At 38.6% G+C, this 23,282-nt stretch carries 18 protein-coding genes and 3 tRNA genes; all 21 read right to left on the reverse strand.

Annotation, left to right across the window (positions count from 1 at the left end):
- Nucleotides 1–76: 76 nt before the first annotated feature.
- Nucleotides 77–2,488, reverse strand: a complete 2,412-nt coding sequence (gene spoIIE, locus QME45_09475; protein ID MDI6618888.1) for a stage II sporulation protein E — start codon at nucleotides 2,486–2,488, stop codon at nucleotides 77–79.
- 280 nt (nucleotides 2,489–2,768) lie between these two features.
- Nucleotides 2,769–2,845 (reverse strand) — tRNA-Met (locus QME45_09480).
- A gap of 5 nt (nucleotides 2,846–2,850) precedes the next feature.
- Nucleotides 2,851–2,927: transfer RNA gene (locus QME45_09485), tRNA-Met, on the reverse strand.
- A 5-nt stretch (nucleotides 2,928–2,932) separates the two neighbouring features.
- Nucleotides 2,933–3,022 (reverse strand) — tRNA-Leu (locus QME45_09490).
- Nucleotides 3,023–3,193: 171 nt separating this feature from the next.
- Nucleotides 3,194–4,138 (reverse strand): Ppx/GppA phosphatase family protein, encoded by a 945-nt coding sequence (locus QME45_09495; GenBank protein MDI6618889.1) that lies wholly within the window; start codon nucleotides 4,136–4,138, stop codon nucleotides 3,194–3,196.
- 112 nt (nucleotides 4,139–4,250) lie between these two features.
- Nucleotides 4,251–4,676 (reverse strand): S1 domain-containing RNA-binding protein, encoded by a 426-nt coding sequence (locus QME45_09500; protein MDI6618890.1) that lies wholly within the window; start codon nucleotides 4,674–4,676, stop codon nucleotides 4,251–4,253.
- Nucleotides 4,677–4,839: 163 nt separating this feature from the next.
- Entirely contained in the window at nucleotides 4,840–5,118 is a 279-nt protein-coding gene (locus tag QME45_09505) for a septum formation initiator family protein (GenBank protein ID MDI6618891.1), read from the reverse strand.
- Nucleotides 5,119–5,275: 157 nt separating this feature from the next.
- Nucleotides 5,276–5,752: a spore cortex biosynthesis protein YabQ gene (yabQ, locus tag QME45_09510; GenBank protein MDI6618892.1), complete on the reverse strand. Its 477-nt coding sequence runs from the start codon at nucleotides 5,750–5,752 to the stop codon at nucleotides 5,276–5,278.
- Nucleotides 5,753–5,770: 18 nt separating this feature from the next.
- Nucleotides 5,771–6,097 carry a sporulation protein YabP gene (gene yabP / locus QME45_09515; protein ID MDI6618893.1) on the reverse strand — a complete coding sequence of 109 codons (327 nt, stop codon included), beginning with the start codon at nucleotides 6,095–6,097 and terminating at the stop codon, nucleotides 5,771–5,773.
- Between the two features lie 146 nt (nucleotides 6,098–6,243).
- Nucleotides 6,244–8,268, reverse strand: coding sequence for a penicillin-binding transpeptidase domain-containing protein (locus QME45_09520; protein ID MDI6618894.1), 2,025 nt, complete (start codon nucleotides 8,266–8,268; stop codon nucleotides 6,244–6,246).
- Nucleotides 8,269–8,414: 146 nt separating this feature from the next.
- On the reverse strand, nucleotides 8,415–8,672 hold the full coding sequence (locus QME45_09525) for an RNA-binding S4 domain-containing protein (GenBank protein ID MDI6618895.1): 258 nt from the start codon (nucleotides 8,670–8,672) through the stop codon (nucleotides 8,415–8,417).
- 114 nt (nucleotides 8,673–8,786) lie between these two features.
- Nucleotides 8,787–9,062: an HU family DNA-binding protein gene (locus QME45_09530; GenBank protein ID MDI6618896.1), complete on the reverse strand. Its 276-nt coding sequence runs from the start codon at nucleotides 9,060–9,062 to the stop codon at nucleotides 8,787–8,789.
- A gap of 108 nt (nucleotides 9,063–9,170) precedes the next feature.
- Nucleotides 9,171–10,625, reverse strand: coding sequence for a nucleoside triphosphate pyrophosphohydrolase (mazG, locus tag QME45_09535; GenBank protein ID MDI6618897.1), 1,455 nt, complete (start codon nucleotides 10,623–10,625; stop codon nucleotides 9,171–9,173).
- An 8-nt stretch (nucleotides 10,626–10,633) separates the two neighbouring features.
- Entirely contained in the window at nucleotides 10,634–12,196 is a 1,563-nt protein-coding gene (locus QME45_09540; protein ID MDI6618898.1) for a polysaccharide biosynthesis protein, read from the reverse strand.
- A 293-nt stretch (nucleotides 12,197–12,489) separates the two neighbouring features.
- Nucleotides 12,490–13,047 carry a stage V sporulation protein T gene (spoVT, locus tag QME45_09545; protein MDI6618899.1) on the reverse strand — a complete coding sequence of 186 codons (558 nt, stop codon included), beginning with the start codon at nucleotides 13,045–13,047 and terminating at the stop codon, nucleotides 12,490–12,492.
- Between the two features lie 336 nt (nucleotides 13,048–13,383).
- Nucleotides 13,384–14,427, reverse strand: coding sequence for a peptidylprolyl isomerase (locus QME45_09550; protein MDI6618900.1), 1,044 nt, complete (start codon nucleotides 14,425–14,427; stop codon nucleotides 13,384–13,386).
- A 101-nt stretch (nucleotides 14,428–14,528) separates the two neighbouring features.
- Nucleotides 14,529–18,056, reverse strand: coding sequence for a transcription-repair coupling factor (mfd, locus tag QME45_09555; GenBank protein MDI6618901.1), 3,528 nt, complete (start codon nucleotides 18,054–18,056; stop codon nucleotides 14,529–14,531).
- Between the two features lie 93 nt (nucleotides 18,057–18,149).
- Nucleotides 18,150–18,734, reverse strand: coding sequence for an aminoacyl-tRNA hydrolase (gene pth, locus QME45_09560; GenBank protein ID MDI6618902.1), 585 nt, complete (start codon nucleotides 18,732–18,734; stop codon nucleotides 18,150–18,152).
- A 776-nt stretch (nucleotides 18,735–19,510) separates the two neighbouring features.
- A complete protein-coding gene (locus QME45_09565; protein MDI6618903.1) occupies nucleotides 19,511–20,836 on the reverse strand; it encodes a trypsin-like peptidase domain-containing protein in 1,326 nt (441 codons plus the stop codon).
- A 100-nt stretch (nucleotides 20,837–20,936) separates the two neighbouring features.
- Nucleotides 20,937–22,370, reverse strand: coding sequence for a HAMP domain-containing sensor histidine kinase (locus QME45_09570; protein ID MDI6618904.1), 1,434 nt, complete (start codon nucleotides 22,368–22,370; stop codon nucleotides 20,937–20,939).
- On the reverse strand, nucleotides 22,367–23,050 hold the full coding sequence (locus tag QME45_09575; protein MDI6618905.1) for a response regulator transcription factor: 684 nt from the start codon (nucleotides 23,048–23,050) through the stop codon (nucleotides 22,367–22,369). Before QME45_09575 ends, QME45_09570 begins: the two co-directional genes overlap by 4 nt.
- Between the last annotated feature and the right edge of the window lie 232 nt (nucleotides 23,051–23,282).

Consider the following 23,282-nt stretch of genomic DNA (forward strand, 5'->3'; position numbering starts at 1 on the left):
CTCTCCCTATAACGCAAAATATATTCTACAGCGGATAGCAAATATAAAAGAACGGGGAGGTTATTTCCCCATTCTTTTATAAGACTTGCCATATTTTAGATACCATTACGGTCATATCATCAGGTATGCCTCCTTTATTTCTTTCCTTTGCTTTTTCTATTATCATGTTTGCAATTTCCTGGGGATTTTTGCTTTTAATCTCTTCAAGGATGCCTATGACCCATTCCGTGTCAACCTTACCTCCCACATCCAAGACTCCATCTGTCATCATAATAACAAAATCCCCATCCGACAGCCTTTCCTTTTTTATTTCCAGATCGACATCATTTAATATGCCTATGGGAAGGGTAGTGGAATTAATTGTTTCTATAGTCCCGTTCTCTCTTTTTATAAAAGTGGATACTGCTCCTATTTTTATAAACTCGATATCCCCAGTGTAAAGATCTGCAACTGCAAGATCTATCGTAGCATATTCATCATCCTGTGATCTTAAAACCATAGCGGAATTTATCGCCTTGAGAGCAGTCGATTTATCAAAGCCGGCTTCAAGATATTTCTCAAGAAGACTTACGGCAGCATTGCTTTCAATTGCTGCGGCGGGTCCGGTGCCCATGCCGTCGCTTAAAAGCATCATATACTTACCGTCATTCAACTCCAGGAATGAGTAATTGTCGCCCGATATACCTCCTTCATCCTTGACCACTCTTGAAATTCCGGTGGATACCTGATATTTTACATCCTCAATAAGTTTGAAACAGCATATTAAAGTACCTTCTTTTATGGCACAGGGCCTGCTGTCCCTTTTCATTTTTCTGTTTAAAACCTTCGATACCGCAGGGCATATATCCTTTACGCATTCCCTTTTCCCAAGACATGCCTTTTTATATATATTAACCTCATATTTATCGTTTTCATCCCTTGTAACAATAATATCTTCAAACAGCAATCCAGCTTTATCCAAGGTAGCTGCAAGCTCTTCCTCCACATCATTTTTAAACATAATATCTTTTTTTATTTCATCGGAAAGCTTCTTCAATATTCCATTGATGCCGTCTATCTGTTCACATATTACCCTCTTTCCCTCCAGTGCCTTCCTTCTCCATTTGTAATTCATTCTGTACAACTCATATACATAATTGCCGGCTTTGATTAATTGACCGACCTTCAGGCAGTTCTTCTTCAATATATCAGGTACGGTATCCATATCTACACGGCCATCCGTCTGTATCACATCCACCATTTGGAATACTCCCTGGTATGTATTATAAAAATCCCTCTTCCAGCAAATGTTTTTGGCTTCGCAGTTGGAACACACCCTGTCTACGATAGAGCTTATTACACTGCTTATTTCGCTGCCCTCACGGAGCTTTTCAGTATGCTCGTTATCCTGGAGCGTTTTTGAAAGTTCATCGAATACATCCGCAGTATGCAGGATTCTGCCCCTTATTATATCTTTTATCCTTTCAACATAGGACTGCTGTTCTATAAATTTTTCGGCAGAAGAGCCTGCATACGGTATCGCTTTTTTAAGGACGGATACGGGAAAGATCAAGAATATAAAAATACCTGTGATCAAGTCCGTAAAATTTACCACATTCCTAAAATTTCCAAGATAAAAAGCTATAATCATATCCCCCATCATAAATCCTATACCGGAACCAACTTTACCCATATCCTTGAATATACCAGAAAGCATTCCGGCTAAGGCATATGCCGATAAAATCTGGGGCGCGTTGCTCTGCGACATACATGTAATTATACCTATTGTCGTTCCGATAGCAGCCCCGACTCCCGGTCCCTGCCCATATGCCGCGGCTGTTATCACAAATACGGAGAGCACCGTCTTTAACGCTATGCCGAATATATATATGTTCGAAAGCCCCGATATGACCGCCCCGCAAATGATAGACAGGCATATTATCTCTTCATTTGACAGCACTTTTCTTCTCTTTCTTTCCGATATTACAGGTATCGAATAATTATATATGTAGACAAGAGCCATTACTATTGAAGAATCAAATAATGAAAGCAGAACGTATAAAGACACGAACGCCCCGTTTAAAATTAAACCGTACATGAGAGATATCGTTAGATTTACAGAAAAAGCAATAAACGATACCTTGAATGTGGATGTTTTTTTGTTGAGTTTGAAGATTCTGGCGGATAAAAATACCGCCGCCAGCGCGATAACAGACTCGACAGGCTTATATGTCCCACCTGCCGTCAGCGACCCTGCTACTATGCCTATACCTATGATGCTCGCACTTTTTATCCCCATAGTCGCTGCTGCGGATATTAAAAATGAGGTGCCAAAGGGAGATATCATATTCATTATAGAAACTCTCCCCATGAAAAAGCCTATTACAGTAAGCAATAAAGTTGAATCTTCAGCATAGTATATAATCTTTTTATACAAGCTATTCTTACTATGCTTGCTCGTATCGGTATGATACATCTTTTCCCGCGCATTATTTAAAACATTTTCCATAACCTCACCACCCGTTTCCTTATTTTGGTAAGGCTATTATACCATGTATATTCCATAATGTTTGTCATTATGTCGCAGTTAAAAATTTTTTTGAACGACAAATATTAGTTTATTTAATTAAACGGACTTAACATTCGACTAAAATAAAATGTTTTCTTTACTTATCCACAGTTAAATGGTCATCATTCAGTATTTAATAGAGATAAAAAATATACCTAAAAAAACTAACACCGCAGATTGACAAAAAATAAAAAAACAGCTGATATGCTGCTTTTTAAAATGGTAGCGGCGGTGGGACTCGAACCTACGACCCTTCGGGTATGAACCGAATGCTCTAGCCAACTAAGCTACGCCGCCATATCTGGTTGCGGGGGAAGGATTTGAACCTACGACCTCCGGGTTATGAGCCCGACGAGCTACCAGACTGCTCTACCCCGCGATATTTGGTGCCGGAAACCGGGATCGAACCGGTACGGTCTTTAAGGGACCGCAGGATTTTAAGTCCTGTGCGTCTGCCAGTTCCGCCACTCCGGCATTGTGGCGTGTATCAGGATCACCGTTCCACGCCCTGCTGCTATTATAGTATAGCATCGGGTTTTAATCTTTTCAAGTATTTTTTATTATTTTCTCCGATTCGCAATTTGAGCTTATGTTATTTTGAACACTCATTCGCCAGATTCAAATTTTGTAAGTTCTAAGACCCGCCTAATAACATTTTATCATGCCGTCAAGGTTATCGCATTCGCTCACAGTTATATATTCAGAATCAAGCTCTTCCATTATTGTCCTCAATATGAGCGTTCCGGCAGGTATTATGTCGGCTCTCTGCATCTGGAGCCCCCTTATTTTCTTTCTTTCATCGATGCCGCAGCGTGCAAACATGTCGAACATGGAGCACACGTTATCCCTGTAGATCTTATATCCATGAACCTTGTCGATGTCATAAACCTTAAGCCCCTGATTGACAGCCGCCAGAGATGTAATCGTGCCTCCTATGCCTGCAATTTCAAAACTGCCGCCACATGATCCTCCGACATTTCTGCAATCCGCTGAATGCGCATATCCGCTTCCCTTTATTTTCTCCACCGCACCGGCAATGGCATTTTTTATATACTGGGCAGCCAAACATATTTGGTCATCTGTTATATTATCCGTATTCATAAATTTTTCGGTTATTCTTACAGAGCCGATGTCTATGCTGTCGGCAAACTGTATTTTGCCTTTATCGCCCAGAATGATCTCAGTGCTCCCTCCCCCTATGTCTATCACAATTCCCGTTCCGCCAATTATCTGCGATGCTCCTGCAAAGTCCAGCCTTGCCTCTTCATCGCCTGATATTACTTTTACATCGATCCCTGTTTTGTCCTTTATCATTCCAATAAACTCGTCCCTGTTTTCGGCATCCCTTACAGCACTCGTTGCGATGGCTATAATCTCGGATGCCCCATAGCTCTGCGCTTTTCTTTTATAATCCATAAGAACACATACTGTTTTTTCTATCGCCTGTAGTGAAAGCTTTCTTTCACTATCCACATCTTTACCAAGCCTCGTTATTGTTGTCCGTTTTTCGATCCTTTCAATTGTTTTGCCAACTTTCCCAATATAAAGCCTCGTCGAGTTGGTACCTATATCTATAGCAGCTTTTATCATATAATACCTCTATTTTAGCTTAATTCAGCAAGAATTCCACCATTTTTTTAAATAATATGTTAGTTCATATTAATTAAAGCATTCCACATATGTGAAATGCTTCTTTTATTATCTAAAAAGCCGAGCCTCTCCTTGTATAACCTCCGCCCCTCTTTCCCTCTTGGTTCTTTTTTAAATCCTGATACTTTTCCTCGCTGTCTTTCAAAAACTTGGACAGCCGCTCCTCGAAGGACATAGATGCTGTTCTGCCCTTATCCTGCGACCAATCAATATCCACAGGTCGTGCGGATTTTTTATGCAATTCATCCCGGGCTTGTTTAATTGAAAGGCTCACCTTGCCATTATCCTCAATCGATATGATCTTTACCTTAACTCTCTCTCTTTCTTTCAAGAAATCTCTTATATCTTTTACAAATGTATCAGACACCTCAGAAATATGAACCAACCCTGTTTTGCCACCTGCAAGTTCAACAAACGCTCCAAAATTTGTAATATTTACTACAGTTCCATCTACAATGCTACCTACCTTTAGGGACATACAAAAAAGTTTCCTCCTTAATAAATTCAATGTGATAATTATATAATAATTAAAAAATAGTGTCAAGCATCCGAAATCTCTAACGGGTGCATATTTCATATTTGAAGAATATATATACACCTAAATATGAACTTATGTTATTTACAGCCTGTGAAATAGAGTATCACTTTTTATCATCTATTGCAAACACTATCTCACCGGGCTTAATCAGCCCTAACTTCTGCCTTGCGACTTTTTCTTTATATTCATTTGTTTTTGCGAACTCAATTTTATCTCTCAAATAAGAGTTCTGATTCTCAATCTTTGCGTTAGCCTGCTTGTATACATTAATCTGATTTTTTATCCTGCCTATCATTATCTGCTGTCCGATTACAGTATATCCCACATAAAAGATTAACGCAGCAGCAATGATATACCTGATTCTGAATTTCCGTTTTTTCATAATATCCGACCTTCTTAAATTTATTACGGTTAATTATTCTATACGTTTCAAAAAAATCCTGCAAAATTGCAAACTTTTATTAAATTATTACTTCAATTCGTAATTTTATCTTGTGTTATTTTGAACACTCATTCGCCAGATTCAAGTTTTATAAGTTCTAAGGCCTGCCGCCTTCTTTATTCTTGCCAAATCGTTTCCTTACAATATTGCTAAAAGATTTCTTGAAAAACTTCTTTGTGCCGTTGGCAGGTCCCCAGAATAAATTATATAAAAGTTTAAATGGTATCAGTGCAAATATATAAAAAATATGTACAATCCTGATTATTATATATATGATACCCCGATATAATTTGAGTATATATTCTGAAAACAGTTTGAGATATATAAATACTCCGAAACACATCCCTGCAAATGTATAAAACCGCAATGCCGCAAAATCTGCCCTCAGCAATATCGAAAACACCATACACCCGGTAATAAGCCAAAATAGCAAGTCCATAAAAGAAAGAAAAACCCTGGAAGGCTTTGTATAATAGTTAATGGTTCTATACATGTCAAAAAGCAGACCTATTGCGATACCTGCAAAAATGGATAATAAAAGAGACATAAACTGGACCTGTAATGTCGAAAGCATCGTCAACCCTCCATTAATCTATTTGAAGAGTTTGCTTAAAAAACTTTCACCTGCATGTTTGATATCCTGCTTCTCAGAATATGCACACATATCTATTCTACCGTTTATAGCCAGATCCCCTGTTTCAACATTTAATCTGCTCATATGCATGCCCGAGCCCTTTATAGTAAGGGTCCCCAGCGTTGTATCCAGTACTATCTGGCTTTCATTGAAGCTTTCAACATTCAGGATCCCGCTTAAAATAACCCTTTCCCTGTTTTCAAGAGAGATGTTCTGTCTCTTTTCAGAGACAATCCTTTTTTGCATTTGTATCTTTGCAGAATTTAGATTTTTCTTGTCATCCAAAATAATAACCCCCCGCAAGATATATGCCACTCTTAAATACACCTTATGATATTCTATAAGATTATATGAATATCATCATATATTTATGAAGGGTTATATATAAAGTTTAAATTATCTTACTTCACTGCCACTGGTATATATAAACGCTATTTTAAAAACCCGGTCAGCACATTCTTTACCTTGGGCACGACATAATGGCTGCCGCCCCTTGCCTTTACATCCTCGATCATCATCGATACGGCAAGCCTTGGGTTATCGGTATTCAAGGCTACAAACCATCCGTTTTCCTTAGCTTCCTTATCATTTTTATCAGCCTTTAATTCTGCCGTCCCTGTTTTTGCTGCTATTGAAACATTTGGTATCCTGCATTCCCTTGCAGTACCTTTGCTGTCTTCTACAACCTGTATAAGGTCATTCAGTATTATTTCAGCTTTGTCTTTCGGTATCGCACCCTCATGCCACACCTGGGGCGTACCGCCTTCCTTGAGTTCAAGGGCAGGCTTTAAAATATTGCCATTATTTACCAAAGATGAATAAATCAATGCGAGGTGCAATGTGCTGGTTTCAACTTTTCCCTGGCCATATCCCGTATCGGCCAGCTGTATATCATTTTGAAAGTCACCCTCGGTTATCATGGATTTTTTTATAGGATACTCAAAGGGAATATCCTCGCCTATGCCAAATGATGCTGCCCCGTCAATCATAGGCTTTCCTCCGATCTTAAGAGCCGACATCGCAAAATATATATTATCAGAATAGACAAGCGCATCTTTGAGGTTCACGGGCCTCTTGGGGTCTGATACTCTTTTTACATAATAATCGCCCCATGATTTATCCTTCTGCCAGGTTAACCCTTGTATGTTTATCTTTTCATCAGGATTTATCTTGCCTGTTTTCAAACCTATCCCTGCCGTAATCGCCTTAAATGTGGAACCAGGCGCATAAACCTGGGCGAATCTGTTCATAAGCGGCTTTTTAGGGTCATCATTCAATGCCTTCCACCGACTCTGTGAAATACCGAGCACCAACTGATTTGGATCATAAGAAGGGCTGCTGACAAGGGCCAGAACTTCGCATGTTTTTGGGTTTATTGCCGCAGCGTCCCCGGCATCGGGTGATAGCTGTTTGTATAGGGCATCCTGCATATTGGCATCTATGGTAAGCTTTATATCCTCCCCATTTTGAGGCTCTGTTTTTATTATAGTCTGTTTCCTGCTATTATCGGAACCTTCTATCCATATTTCGCCGCCGTTTTTGCCCCTGAGCCTTTTCTCAAATATCTGCTCCAGACCCGCCTTGCCTATTATATCCGAGTCGGTATATCCTTCAGAATTCAATTTTTTCAATTCATCGCCTGAAATATTGCCAACCCATCCTATAAGCTGGGCCATAGCTTCTTTATATGGATAGACCCGCGCCTTGACATTGGTAATTTTGACTCCCGGTATTTTAAGAAGATCATCAGTCCTGCCATCATTTTCCGGTATTTTTGCTATCGGCACAAATAAATCGTCCTTTACCCACTTCTGGTTTAAAAGGCTATCGATTTGATCGACGGCAATACCTAAAATGCTCGCTATCTTAGACTTTGATGTTTCTTTATCGTTTCCCAATTTCCCGGGCACGACACCCACCGATTGAACTGTGCCGTTGGCTGCAAGCTCTTTTCCGTTTCTGTCGAGCAACTCCCCTCTTTGGGCTTCAGACAGATTAAACCTCACTTTATCCCCCGGACCCATTTGGGGAAAAATCATCTGCTCGTTCCATACGATATGCCACTCGCTTTTGTTATTCTGTTTTTCCAAAACCATCCCGGCATTGTGTGAAAACTTGACTGTTCCTGCAGCAGTTTCCATGCTCATATCAAATGGTACGGATATTTTATTATTTTTGTCAGGCTTCATTTTTTCCGTTATCTTCGGTGTAATAGTGATTTTGCTTGCACCTATACCATCATAAATGTTTGTATATCTTTGAACAAAATTATCTTCAGATATATTTTTCTTGGTATCCGCGGAAAGCTGGGCATACATCGCTTTAAAATTTTCCTTGCTCCAGTTTGAAGCATATGTTTTAAATGCATCTTCAAACTTCGGCTGCCGCGAACATCCCGCATACAAAGCAGAAAAAACAGCCAGTACCAAAACAGCTATTATCTTTTTTTTAAACACTTGACCCCACTCCTTTTTATGCAAGCTCAATCAAGGCAATATGCTATTCTACGGACAGCCCTGTAAAAATTGGCCTAATGCTTTAAAAAAGCTTTATATAAAAGTTCACTTATAATATTACCACAACGGATAAATAATAGCTGCTTCTAAAAATTGTCTTCTCCTTCGATTATTTTATATATACCGGAGCTCTCGCCCTTTCTTACAACATCGGGAGTACCAAGAATCTGAGCCTTCAAAAATCTGCTGCCAAAGCGGATTTCGATTACATCTCCCGCTTTCACTTCGCTGCCCGGTTTTGCTGTCCTTCCATTTATAGATACCCTTCCTGTATCGCATGCCTCTTTTGCAACTGTCCTTCTCTTAATTATCCTGGATATTTTAAGATATTTATCAAGCCTCATAAAAAACACTCCAATACAAATTTTTTAAAATATACCAATAAATATAAAATATGTTCCCAAAGATATAGATGAAAAAAGCTCCCAAAGAAACATATGGGAGCTTTTTTTAGTATGCTATTTATTGACTCTGTCTTTGAATTCTTTGCCGGCTTTAAATACGGGAACCTTTGAAGCTGGAATAGCTATTTCTTCCATAGTCCTTGGATTTCTGCCTTTTCTTTCCCCTCTTGCCCTTACTTCAAATGTACCAAATCCGACAAGCTGAACCTTATCACCTTTTTCCATGGTTTCTTCAACGCTGTCTATAAATGATTTAAGAGCTTTCTCCGCATCTTTTTTTGTTAAACCACTTTTTTCGGCAATACTTGTAATTAAATCTGCTTTATTCATTATTTTCCCTCCTTAAAGATACACATGATGTTCATCACATCATAGATTAGCATATTCTTCATAAACTTGAAAAATCCTTCTTTTTAACCGATAGTTTTTATCAAAATTCTAAATATTATTCATTTTAGCCTCATTCCATAATTTATCCATCTCCGGTAATGTCATGTCTTCCAATTTTTTATTTAACTGACCGGCACTTTTTTCTATGTATTCAAATCTCCTGATAAATTTCTCAGTCGTGCTATTCAGTGCAAACTCGGGCATGACATTTAAAAACCTACATACATTCACCACAGCAAAAAGAAGATCTCCAAGTTCTTCTATTATTTTACCATATTCTTCTGATTTGTATACCTCAATTAATTCATTTAATTCCTCATTTATCTTTTTTATCGCATCTTCCATATTATTGAAGTCAAATCCAACCCCGGCTGCTTTCTCCTGAACCTTATAACTTCTCATAAGAGCCGGTAAAATTTTGGGCACATGCTTTAATACATCTGTTACGGTTTTGTGGTTTTGTTCCTTTCTTTTTATTTTATCCCAATTTTCAATAACATCTTCTGCTGTCAGGCATACATCATTTCCGAATATATGGGCATGTCTTTTTATCATTTTGTCCGTTATCTTATCCGTTACATCGTACAGATCAAATTTGCCCTCTTCTTTTGCGATCTGCGCATGGAATACCACCTGTAAAAGAACATCTCCAAGTTCCTCACAGAGTTTCTCTTCATCCTTTTGATCTATGGCTTCCAGGACTTCATAGCTTTCTTCAATCAGATACCGCTTTAAAGACTCATGAGTCTGTTTCCTGTCCCATGGGCATCCGCCGTTTCCCCTCAACCTTCCCATAATTTCAGTAAGGTCTTCCATATTGTATCTTCTCTTTGCCGCAGGAGGTATATAAATACTCGTCAGGTGGTCCACCCAATCAACCCTGTCTATATTGTAAAGGGGCATTTTCTCAATTCTTTCCATATCCTTTACCCCTGCCGCATGTATCATTGTTACCTCCTGCTCATCTTTATAATAATCCATGAGCTTAAGCTTTACGTCAGATGCAACTTTTCTATTATATACCTGAGTTATTATATTATGGACAGATGTGTCTACATGAATGTTTGCTATCTGCAGGCCATCCATGACCGTAAGCCCGTCGATGGGGTCTATAGGCAGAGCTTTTATCACCGCATCTATAAAACTTACCGACTGAACTATATCCACATCTATATTGCTTTGTTTTGCCAAAGATAAAATCATCTGTACGGTATCCTCCGCTACAAGAGGATTCCCCGGAACTGCATATGTAACATCATGTTCCCTCGCCATATCGATTATTTGCTTTGATATTTCCTCATATACCTTCTCAAAGGCCGGAAATTTGTCATAGTAATCATCAAAGCTTTTATATATTATTCCCATATCGTCAAGATATTTTACAGTTGGATGTATTTTTGTCCTCAAGTATAGGCATTTTGAATTTTCTATCGTCTTTAAAGCCTTCAGTGTAATGTCGTCTAAGGAGCCCGGTCCGAGCCCTACTATAGTTATCTTCCCCATTTTTGTTTTCACCTTTTTCTTTTCCTTCTGTATTTAATATAATTATTGATATCCCTGGCGGATACGCTTCCTGTTATTATTAGCATGATCATATAAACTATTATACCAGCTATTATAGATAAAATGGTAGTTATGCCGTTATTTCCGGATAATATTATCATCCTGTTATATGACATATTAACTATGATGCCCATTGCGATTCCGGATAAAAGGGGCCTTAAAAACATCTTGTCAATATCAAAGGATATGTAAGCACATTCCGAGGCGTCTTTAAAATTGAGCACCGCAGTTACAGCATAACCCAAGATGGTCGATATCGCAGCACCGCTAATATTAAGCATGGGCATCGAGGTCAATATAAAGACAAAAAAAAGCTTGAACAATGCTCCGATGGCTATATTTTTTACAGGCGACGTGACGTTTCCCACTCCCTGAAGTATGCTCACAAGGGTTTGTGCCAAAACTATGAAAACCACGCTTATCGAAAGCAGTCTCAGTATTTCCCCGCCTTCTCCCCTGCCCGGGAAAATCAGATGCAGTATTGGACCGGACAGTATAAAAAGGCCTATTGCGGACGGGATGGCTACGATCATAGATACTTTTATGGCACTTTCGGCCCGGTTTTTGATCCTATCCATATTTCTTATGGCTTTTACTTCCGACATTGCAGGAACAAGAGAAGTTCCAAGTGCAACAGAAAAAGTCAGAGGCACATTGATAAGGACGTGGGCTTTCCCCGTAAGCTGACCATACAGCTCGGTTGCCGTTTTCTGACTAAAGCCTGCTGCAAGAAGCCTGGCAGGTACAACCGCTGAATCTATCAAAGACATTATCGACCCTACCGTCATTCCGATGGATATGGGAAGCGCGATTTTTAAAAGTTCTTTTACAATATTTTCATCCTGACTTTTATCAAGAACCGCAGCTTTTAAAAATCTTTTTTTTTGAACCATGTATCCCGCAAAAAGCAATATGCACCCGAGTATGGCGCCCGCGCATGCTCCGAATGACGCACCTGCTGCGCTTATGCTCACGCCATAAGGCATAAATATATATGTAAGACCTACCCCCACTATAACCCTTCCAAGCTGTTCAATTATCTGAGACGCCGCTGGCATGGACATCATCTGCATGCCCTGAAAATATCCTCTGAAACCATTCATAACGGATACGAAAAAGGGAGCAAAAGAAATAGCAATCAGCGAATAATATGCATCGCTTCTCCATTTCAATAGTTTAAGGATCAATGGGGCAAAAATATACAGCAGGATTGAAGCGGCAGCGCCGATTATGCTAAGTATCCTGAGAGAAACCTTAAAAACCCTGTATGCCTGATAATCTTTCCCTGTAGCTATTCTCTCGGAGACCATCTTGGATATGGCAACAGGGAAACCCGATAAAATGCCCAGTATGAACATATATATAGGATACGACAATTGATATATGCCTATGCCCTCGTCGCCTATAAGCATTGTAACAGGCCATCTGAAAAACAGCCCTAAAAACTTTGCGACGATACCCGACACGCCCAGTATGATCGCACCGGTCACAAAGCTTTGTTTATCTTTCATGTTTTACCCCCTTTATATACTGCATTAAACTCTGATTCACCAAAACTTTCATAACGTTCATTGCAATATTCGGAAAACATAATTTTATTTATGCTGAATCTCAAATTGCGAATCGAAGAACTAAAATAAAATTCTTTTCAAATTATGCTATTCAGGGGAAATATAAAATATGATAACAAAAGAGTCTGCCTTTATGACACTTGTAGGTTTATGACGTGTATAAATTAACCGGCCTGGAAAAGTCAGGCCGGTTAATTATTCTTAAGCATAAAAAAAGCAGCATTTGCTGCTTTTTATTGTTCCATCTGTTTGCCCAAGAAACCTGCGGCTGTTTCTGCAAGTTTTCTTTCAGTATCACCCATAATAGTATCAGCCTCTTTGGATAAGATTATCACCGAGCCTATAGGATCGCCTTCTGCGATTATCGGAGCTATTACCTGTGAAGTATACTTTGTGCCGTCTTCCTCGTCAGCTGATATGGCAAAACCGTTACCGTTATTTTTATCGGTCCGGATAACGGTTTTTCTTTCATTCATAATCGTCTCAATATCTTCGCTGATCCTTTTATCCATGTATTCTTTCTTTGTCGCCCCTGCCACAGCAACAATAGTATCTTTATCTGATATCAAAACCGTATGTCCTAATGACTGTTGGAGTGATTCTGCATATTCTTTTGCAAAATCGCTCAATTCTCCGATAGGTGAATACTTTTTTAATATGACTCCACCTTCGCGATCAGTAAAGATTTCGAGAGGGTCTCCTTCCCTTATCCTTAATGTCCTTCTTATCTCTTTGGGGATAACCACCCTTCCGAGGTCGTCTATACGCCTTACAATACCGGTTGCTTTCATAATGTCCCTCCTTAAAGCTTTTCTCTTGTAAATATTATTCTGCATTTATATACATTTTATTCATATTCTGTTAAATGCACAAAATATAATCATTTAACTCCTAAAAATATATTTCTACATTTTTAAAAAAAATATACACATAAAAGCCATGTTTGTAAAATTTTATTAAAAAAGAGGCTGTCTCATAATAAATAAACAATACAAAATATTAAGCATCTCCAATTTGTGAAGTCAATATTTTGTATATAAAATTTATTTTGAGACAGCCTCTTTCATGGATATGATTGATTACATATTTTATATCTGAATACACTCAAATATGCTGCCAGCCCCTGATTATTTTGAATTGCTTATATTCTTATCATATGTCTGTATTTTAGCCTTCGAGTACCAATCGTTAAAGTCAGCCTCATATTTCTGCTGCTTTTTCTGGTTTAAAACGGTAGTTTTAATGTCATCTTTAACCTTATCCAAAGGTTTTACAGGATATTCGGTCTTCTTTGTAACTTTTATAATATGGTATCCATACTGTGACTTAACAGGTTCGCTGACCTGCCCTTCTTTTAGAGCCATAGCCGCTTTCATAAAATCCGAATCATAATTAGGGTCATTATACTGAACCTCTCCGAGGCTCCCACCCTGCTTATTCGTCCCGGAATCCGTCGAATACTGCTTTGCAAGAGCAGCAAAATCTTCACCCTTATCGAGTTTCTGCTTTATGGTCTTTGCAAGATTGAGATCATTCTCGCCTACCAGTATATGGGAAACAGCCATGGTATCCGGTTTTTCCGTAAAACTGTATGGATTATCATTATAATACTTTTTGATTTCATCATCGGATACGGTAACATCCTTGGTTGCGTATTCCGCAACTTTCTGGCGTATAACCTGGGTTCTGGCAAGTTTATTCAACAGATCATCACTTAACTTATTATCGGACATCCATTTTTTAAACTCATCGTCGGTCTTGCCTTCTTTTATTTTATCTATAATTTTTTTAGTTTCGGTTTTAATTTCATTCTCATCTTTAAAAATCTTCAGTTCGGTCGCTTTTTCCTCAATCACTTTATCCTGAATCATATCATTCAGAACTTCTTTCTTATATCCGTTCAATAGATCCTTGCCTTCCTGAGTTGAAAAATACTGGTCGGTATACTTCGTCGAATCGCTCGCCTTAAGCTGTTCTTTTATGTCCTGTTCCGCATAATTATATATTTGATCCAATTCACCGCGGGTTATATACTGATTTCCCACCTTTGCGACCTTTTCCTTTGCGATCGCACCCTTGCTCTTTTCTATAAACGCACAGCCGGATAAAGATACGACGGCTGCCATGGCCAACGCTAAAAAGAGCATTGCTTTTTTCTTATATTTTCCCAAATCAATCCCTCTCCTTTATGCTTTATAAGCCTTTTTTCCAAACGAGTGCATTAAATATATTATAATACAAATACATATATATCGCACGGTATTTAAATCTGCTATGCAGTCTTTACGACCTGCAGATTGTTCATCGCCCCAAGCAATTCCTGCAGCAGTTTTAATATCTCATCGTCCTTGAGTTTATTAACCTTCAATGAAAAATACGGAACTTTCGAAGAATTAAATAAAAGCACCTTGCCGAACTTGCCGGCAAGCTTAATCATATTCTTAGATATTAAAGAAATATTTTCATTGCAATAGAGATTTATAATGTCTCCCTTTTGGGATATAGCTGAAATACCGCATTTGGATGCGACGGATTTTATATATGCTACTTTCAATAAATTTTGCAATGCACAGGGTATATCCCCAAACCTATCTTCAACTTCCTCCTGTATATCATACATGTCCTGTATATCCCTTATGGAGGCTATCTTTTTATATATTTCAATCTTTTGCGTTTCATCGCTTATATAACTGCTGTCTATATATGCATTTATGCTGATATCCACAGATGTCTCCACAGGTGCTGAAGATACTTCTCCTTTTATCTCATTGACTGTTTCCTGAATAAGCCTGCAGTACATGTCATATCCTACCGCTTCCATATGCCCATGCTGTTCAGCGCCAAGCATATTTCCGGCTCCTCTTATCTCCAGATCCCTCATGGCTATTTTAAAACCGGAGCCGAACTCGGTAAATTCCTTTATAGCCTCCAGCCTCTTTTCAGCTACCTCTGCAAGAACCTTATCCTTTCTGTAAGTAAGATAGGCATATGCCATCCTGTTGGACCTTCCGACCCTCCCCCTTAGTTGGTAAAGCTGGGATAAGCCCATCTTATCGGCGTCGTATACTACAAGTGTATTCACATTTGGTATGTCAAGCCCCGTCTCGATTATGGTAGTGCATAGCAAGACATCATATTCACGCTTTAAAAAACTCTCCATTACGTTCTCAAGCTCATGCTCGCTCATCTGCCCATGCCCGATGCCGATCCTTGCTTCCGGCACCAGTGAACTGAGCCTTGCGAACATATCCTTTATAGATTCCACCCTGTTATATACAAAATATACTTGCCCTCCTCTGTTCAGTTCCCTCAATATGGCATCCCTTATAAGCTGCTCATTGAACTCCAGGACATAAGTGGAAACAGGGTATCTTTCCTCCGGTGGTGTTTCGATTATACTCATATCCCTCACATTTAAAAGCGACATATGGAGGGTTCTCGGAATAGGTGTCGCAGTCAATGTGAGCACATCCACATTTTTTTTGATATTTTTAATCTTTTCCTTATGGGCGACGCCAAAACGCTGCTCTTCATCTATGATTAAGAGCCCTAAATCCTTAAAAACCACATCCTTTTGAAGAAGCCTGTGAGTTCCGACCAGTATGTCGATGCTTCCCTCTTTTAACTCCCCCAATGTTTTCTTCTGCTGCGACGAAGACCTGAACCTGCTTATCATATCTACTTTTACAGGAAAGTCTGCAAATCGCTGCATAAAATTGTTGTAATGCTGCTCCGCAAGTATTGTCGTCGGCACTAGAAAAGCGACTTGTTTTCCATCCATAACAGCTTTGAATGCAGCCCTCAGTGCAACTTCGGTCTTACCATATCCCACATCGCCGCAAAGTAGCCTATCCATAGGCCTTTTACTTTCCATATCCCTTTTTATCTCTTCGATGGCTGTCAGTTGGTCAGGAGTTTCTTCATAAGGAAATTCCTCTTCAAACTGTGCCTGCCACGGCGTATCGGCCGAGAAAGCATGCCCCTCGACTTTTTGCCTTATTGCATAGAGCTTGACAAGGTCTTCAGCCATTTTTTTAATGGATTCCTTGACCTTGACCTTCGCTTTACTCCATTCGGTGCCGCCAAGTTTATATATCTTGGGAGGTTTCCCCTCGGAACCTATATATTTTTGTACAAGATCCAGCTGTTCCACCGGAACATATAGTTTATCTCCTGAGGCATATCTTATATCGAGATAGTCCCTTTTTATTCCATCCACTGTAAGCTGTCCGATGCCCTGAAATATACCTATACCGTGATTTACATGGACGACATAGTCGCCTATCTTAAGATCCGTAAAATTTTTTATCTTCGATGATACCCCGCTTTGAGACATAAACCTTCTTCTGTGCTTTTTCTCTCCGAATATCTCCCTGTCCGAAACGACTGCAAAATGTATTGCAGGATATTCAAACCCTTCCGATATTGCGCCGTTTGTTATGATAATCTGTCCCGGCAGAATATCCTCCGGATAAACATCATAATATGCTGTCTCAATACCCTTTTCCCTTAAAGTTTCCGCTATCATTCGCCCTTTTGCAGGTGTTCCCGATAATATAACCACTTTATATTTTTTTAACTTCCAGTCTTTTATGTCTTCGATTAAAAGCTCTATTTTGCCATCATATGAATGAATGGATACCGCATAGAAGTTCACTGCTGTAACCGGCCTAAATTTTTCCACATTTTTCGGGAACAGATTGAGTGTCAGTAATTTATTTTCACGTATGGACCCTAAAACTTCACCCTTTGGATATAAAAGTTCTCCCTGCAGGGGCATTACATTTCCCTTTTCAAGCATGGTTTTGTATAGCTCCTGAAATTCAAAAGATTGAGTGTCTATTCTCTGAATTACTCTTTGCGGTTCATCGACCATAACCAGTGGTTTATCCTTAAAAAAGTCAAATAGCGTAAAAGACCTGCTATAGAAATACGGGAAAAAGCTATCGATCCCCTCAAAATAAATGCTCTCTTTAAGTTTCTCGGCTATATTGCCCATCCTGGTCCTTAATCGGCTTTCAGCTTCCTTGTTTTTTTTGCTTCTGAAATTTTTGATCTGACTTTCCGCATCATTTTTTATTTTTTCATATGCTTTTTGTATTGTTTCACGTGAAACAATCATTTCCCTTGCAGGAAAAATCTGGGCATAGTTGACCTTTTCCGTCGATCTTTGTGAAAGCACATCAAACTGCCTTATAGAATCGATCTCGACATCAAATAATTCCATCCTGTAAGGCTTATCGCATATCATCGGGAAAAAATCGATTATGCCTCCCCTTATGCTGAATTGTCCCTTCCCTTCCACTATATCCACTCTTTCATATCCTGCAATAATAAAAGTATTTATAATATCGCTTAAATTTACTACATCGCCAACTTTGAACTTCAGAGAATACTTCCTTACAATATTCGGATCTATATACCTTTGAGCGATATTGTCGACAGAAGTTACAACAATGCAGTTATCCCCTTCCATTATTCCATTTATGACTTTCAGTCTCTCGCTTGCGATATCCCAGCTTACGGCTTCAATATCATACAGCATCGCCTCCCTTGACGGAAGGTAATATACCTTGTCTGTAAAAAAACATAAATCTTCATATATTGTTTTTGCTTCCATATCATTATAAGTTATGAGCATCACAGGCTTATTGACAGAATCATAAACAGAATAAACGATGTGGCTTTTGCTGGACCCAGATAATCCGTTTACGGCAACAGGATTCAGGCCCTTTTTTATATCGCTGAGAAGAAGATTGAATTCGTTCATTTCATACAAGGGTTTGATAAGTCCGTTCATATATTACACCTCATTTTAAGACAAAAGCATATTAACCTGAGAGCTTAATGCCATCAGGTTTATATTTCTATTATTAACAAAATCAGTCGCCATTTATTCATCTTGCATTAACGATTCATGTTTGTAACTGTTATAAGTATTCATGGCTTTATCTATTCCATACCTTATGATATATTCTATACCTTCTGCTGCGACTTTTACAACATCATTTATTATCTTTGCTTCATAATCGTCAAATCTTCCGAGAACATGATTTATAAGATCGCCCCTATTCATGCCTATCCCGACCCTCACCCTCGGGAACCCGCAGCTTCCAAGCTGGTATATAATCGATTTCATGCCATTGTGGCCTCCATCGCTTCCCGACGGCCTGAGCCTTATCCTTCCAACGGGCAGATTAACGTCATCATATACGACTATCAGGTTCGATAGCTGTATATTATAAAAATTTACAGCATCAACTATGCTCTCACCGCTGGAATTCATATATGTTTCAGGCTTCAGCAGCAAAACTTTCTCTCCATCGATAGCACCTTCGCCACACATCCCTTTAAATTTTTTTTTGCTTATCTTTATATTATTTTTATATGCGAAATAATCGACTACGTGAAATCCTGTATTGTGCCTGGTATCCTGATATTCTATCCCGGGATTGCCAAGACCAGCAATTATGTACATGTTACCTCTCCTTCTCTTATGTGCTTAAGGTCCATACAGCCTATTTGAATAATATTCTAATGATATAAAATATGCATCCATATACTTTATTTATATAATACTATTTTTCCCCATATATAGGAAGGGGGACGGTCTCTGTTAATTATTAACAGTTAACCGTCCCCTGTTTGTCTCCTGAATATAACGGGTCCTCCTGCGCTGCCTCTTTCTGTTTATCATTTTTTTATGTTTGCTCGTATCATGCCTGAAATCGGTTATTTCCACCAGCAGATAAATAAAAATCAATACTGCTGGAATTATTTCGCAAATTATAATTCCGATTTCTGTACTGACAAATCCGGATATGTATGTCATGTACGGGATTTCAATAAAATTTATTTTTGAATTTACAATTAAAACAAATATCAAAAATAAAGTGGAAATTAAAATAATACTAATGAATTTAATTACATATTTCACATTCACGCGCCACCCATTCTCTTTATTTAGCAATCAATAAATATATTATAATGCAAGATGGAATATGAAATAAAAAAATCATATGACAGAGATATCCCTTTATTTACATAAGTTATAATGTAATCCCCTTAAAATATATCGGTTAATAAAATATTACAGAAAAAATTACAGAAAAAACGAAAAAATGGTAATAAAAAATTTTAAAGAGGATATAATAATGAATGTACATTAATTCATTTTCCCCATCCCACTACATATAAAAATCCTTCCAGTTTTACTGGAAGGATTTTTATATGTTATTCAATATCTTTTATATGCTAATTAGTCTGTTGACTTTTTTCAGCGAGTTTCACATTTACTGTTGCAGTACTATTGCTGCTCTTTTGCCATACCTTGAGCTTTACAGACTCTCCAGCTTTATGCTTCTGAAGCTCATTTATAAGATCATCGGAAGTTGGAAGTTTTACACCATTTATTTCAAGGATAACATCGCCGGCCTTTATACCCGCTGCCTCGGCTGCACCTCCTGCCTGAACCGAATCCACTCCGACACCTGCAGGGCAACTATACTGTTTTGCCAACTCATCGGTAATTGTAACAACATAGACGCCAAGATACGGACGGCTTACATACCCATTTTTCATAAGCTGCTCGATGATCGTTTTAGCATCGTTTATAGGTATTGCAAATCCCATACCCTCGACATTGCTGTCTACGAATTTTATGGAATTTATACCTATTACCTCTCCATTCTCATTTATAAGCGCTCCGCCGCTGTTGCCCGGATTTATCGCCGCATCGGTTTGTATTAGCTTATAACTTCTCACATTTCCCGAATTATCATCCGTACGTATGTTCTCGCTTCTGTTCAATCCGCTTATAACGCCTGATGTTACAGATCCTGCATATTCTTCACCCAGAGGATTTCCTATGGCGATTGCAAGATCTCCGACCCTTACTTTTGAAGAATCGCCGAATTTTGCTACGGGAAGATTGGTTGCATTAATTTTAAGAACAGCTATATCGCTTGTGGTATCCTGCCCCACTACCTTTGCTACAAACTGCTTCTTCCCACCAGGCAGTGTAACTGTAATCTTTCTGCCGCCGTCTATAACATGCTGGTTTGTTACGATATATCCGCTTTTATCAAATATGATACCGGATCCTGAGCCCTCGGCCACCTGATTCTGCCCAAAGAACCCTTCCTTTACGATCTCTGTATCGACTCCCACTATAGAAGGCCCTGTTTCCGCAGCTATTTTTGCAATAATGCTTGAAGGCTGGGTATAACTTATGGAGTTTGTCTTTGAATTCTGGTCCGATGTCGAGGGAAAAGTATATGATTTATTGATACTGCCGCCATTATAATAATTTACATATGCCCCTCCTGCCACACCGCCTACCAGAGCCGAGATAACTATGCAAGCAATATAAGAGAGCGCTCTTCTAAACCAGTGCCTCTTCCTCGGTAAACTTTTGACGCTTATATAGCTGTTCTTCTGCTCATCCTCCTGGGGATTGGAATTGAAATTGTAACCTCCCAAATTCTGCGGATATTCCGCAGTCTTGTCATCATATGAATTATTAACAGGTTGGCCTTGATTTTCCTGATTCTTGTTTATATTATCATTATTAAAATCCATATTAACACCTCCGGTTAATTTAACCTTCTTATTTATTACGCTTTTATTATATTTGCCCTGTTTGAATATTACGTGAACAACATGTAAACTAATTTTGACATCATGCAAGCGTCAAAGTAAAGTAAAATGTTGTCCCCTTGCCTTCTTCAGATTCAACCCATATGCTTTCGTCATGCTGCTTTATTATCTGCTTGACAATAGAAAGTCCCAGGCCAGTCCCCTTTTTAGTGCTCCTTGACTTGTCTACCATATGGAATCTATCCCATATGAGCTTCAATTCCTTTTCGGGTATGCCGACACCCGTATCCCCTATGCTAACTACCACCTTTCTGTCTTCTATACTTGTCTTTATCGTTATGATACCGCCATTACCTGTGAATTTTATTGCATTGTCTATAAGGTTGGATACAACCTGACCTATTCTGTCTCTGTCCGCCAATACATAAAGCTCGTCACCGTATAATACGACATTGCCGGATAGATCCTTTTCCTCTATTTCTTTTTCAAATCTTATTATAGTTATCCTTATAAGTTCGTTTATATCGAATTTACCTATTTTCAGAGAAAATTCTCCCGATTCGAGCCTTGACAGATCAAGCACATCCGATATGAGCCTGGTAAGCCTTTTAGATTCGCTAAGTGCGATTTTCAGATAATATTTCTCCTTATCCTCGGCAATTGTTCCATCGAGTATCCCCTGTATAAATCCTCTTATGGATGTTATGGGCGATCTGAGTTCATGAGAGATATTTGCTATGAAATCCCTTCTTAAGTTTTCAAGATTCTCAAGAGCATCCGCCATATGGTTGAATGTTTCTGCAAGCTGTCCGATTTCATCCTTTGAAATATTCTTGACTCTTTTTTTAAATTCACCATTCGAAATGAGCCTGGCGGTTTTATTTATTTCATTTAAAGGTTTTATCAATATCCGCTGTGAGAAATAATATATTACAAAAATTGAAATGCATATTGTAAAAATAGCTGAAATCCAGATAAATTTATAAATTTTTATAAGACCACTTACGATTCCCTGAACAGATGTATTGAAAACAGCCGCTCCTACAATCTGGTTATTTATAACGAGGGGAAACATTACAGTGAGCATATGCTGCTTGAAAATATCGCTAAAGACATCTTCCTTTACAACGGTTTCCCCATCCTTGAGCACCTTTGTCACATCGTCGTTCAGCAAAGACGTCCCTATAAGATTCTGATTTTCACTGCTCGATACGCCGACAACCTCATACCAATAATTGACAAACCATATTCTCGAGTCTACCAACGCATCCATTACCCTTAAGTCGGCAAAAAGATCATCCGGTTTTAAATTACCGTTTCCATATTGTTCGTAAAAACTGTTAAGTATAGGTGCCTGGGATAAAAGCGCCTGTTTTTTTTCATTATAATAATTACTTTTAAACCACGCCGAAAAAGCCGCAGCAAGAAACATGAAACTTATGGCCATCACTCCAAAATAGGTGATCAGAAGTTTGGAATAGAGGCTGTGTTTCATCGAAGGAAGCTTTATTTTCATTGTCTTACCTCGAATTTATACCCAACGCCCCATACAGTTTTAAGGCTCCAGTTTACGCCTTCCGTTTCTATTTTTTCACGGAGCCTTTTTACATGGACATCAACGGTCCTTGAGTCGCCTATAAAATCGTACCCCCATATTTCGTTTAGAAGCTGCTCTCTTGTATACACTTTATTTGGATTCTGCGCCAGGAAATATAAAAGTTCAAGTTCCTTAGGAGGCATTTCGATAATGCGGCCTTTGATCACAACCTGGAACTTATCCATATCGATTACTATTCCATCATAGCTTATGACCTTTTCTGCCTCTGCCGGCTTATACCTTCTGAGTACGGCTTTCAATCTGGCCATCAGTTCCTTGGGTTCAAACGGCTTTACTATATAATCGTCTGCTCCAAGCTCAAGTCCCAGAACCTTATCAAAGGTTTCCCCTTTTGCAGTAAGCATTATTACGGGCGTATCATACTTTTTCCTGATCTCCTTCAGGACATCCCACCCGTTCATTATGGGAAGCATTATATCCAGAATCACAAGCTCTATTGTGTCATCCATCTTTTCTATTGCTTCCCTTCCGTTATATGCCTGAACACATTTATATCCTTCTTTTTCGATGTACATCTTTAAAAGCTCCGATATATTTACATCATCATCAACAATAAGTATTTTATTAGCAGATTCCATTCTCCGCCTCCGTTCTTTTCATCTATTTTATGGCAGTGTCAAAAAATGAAATTGTTTTTACTTAAACATTACCATCTCTATTTTTATAAAGTTTATGACTATCCATACATGAATTTTGAAATATCTTATATATATTATATACTTTTAAAATAAAAAAAGAAAAGTTAATATTCTTCAAACTTCGATTCGTAATATGAACTTATGTTATTTTGAACACTCATTCGCCAGATTC

The sequence above is a fragment of the Clostridiales bacterium genome (genome assembly GCA_030016385.1).
Classification (GTDB): Bacteria; Bacillota; Clostridia; order Clostridiales; family Oxobacteraceae; genus JASEJN01.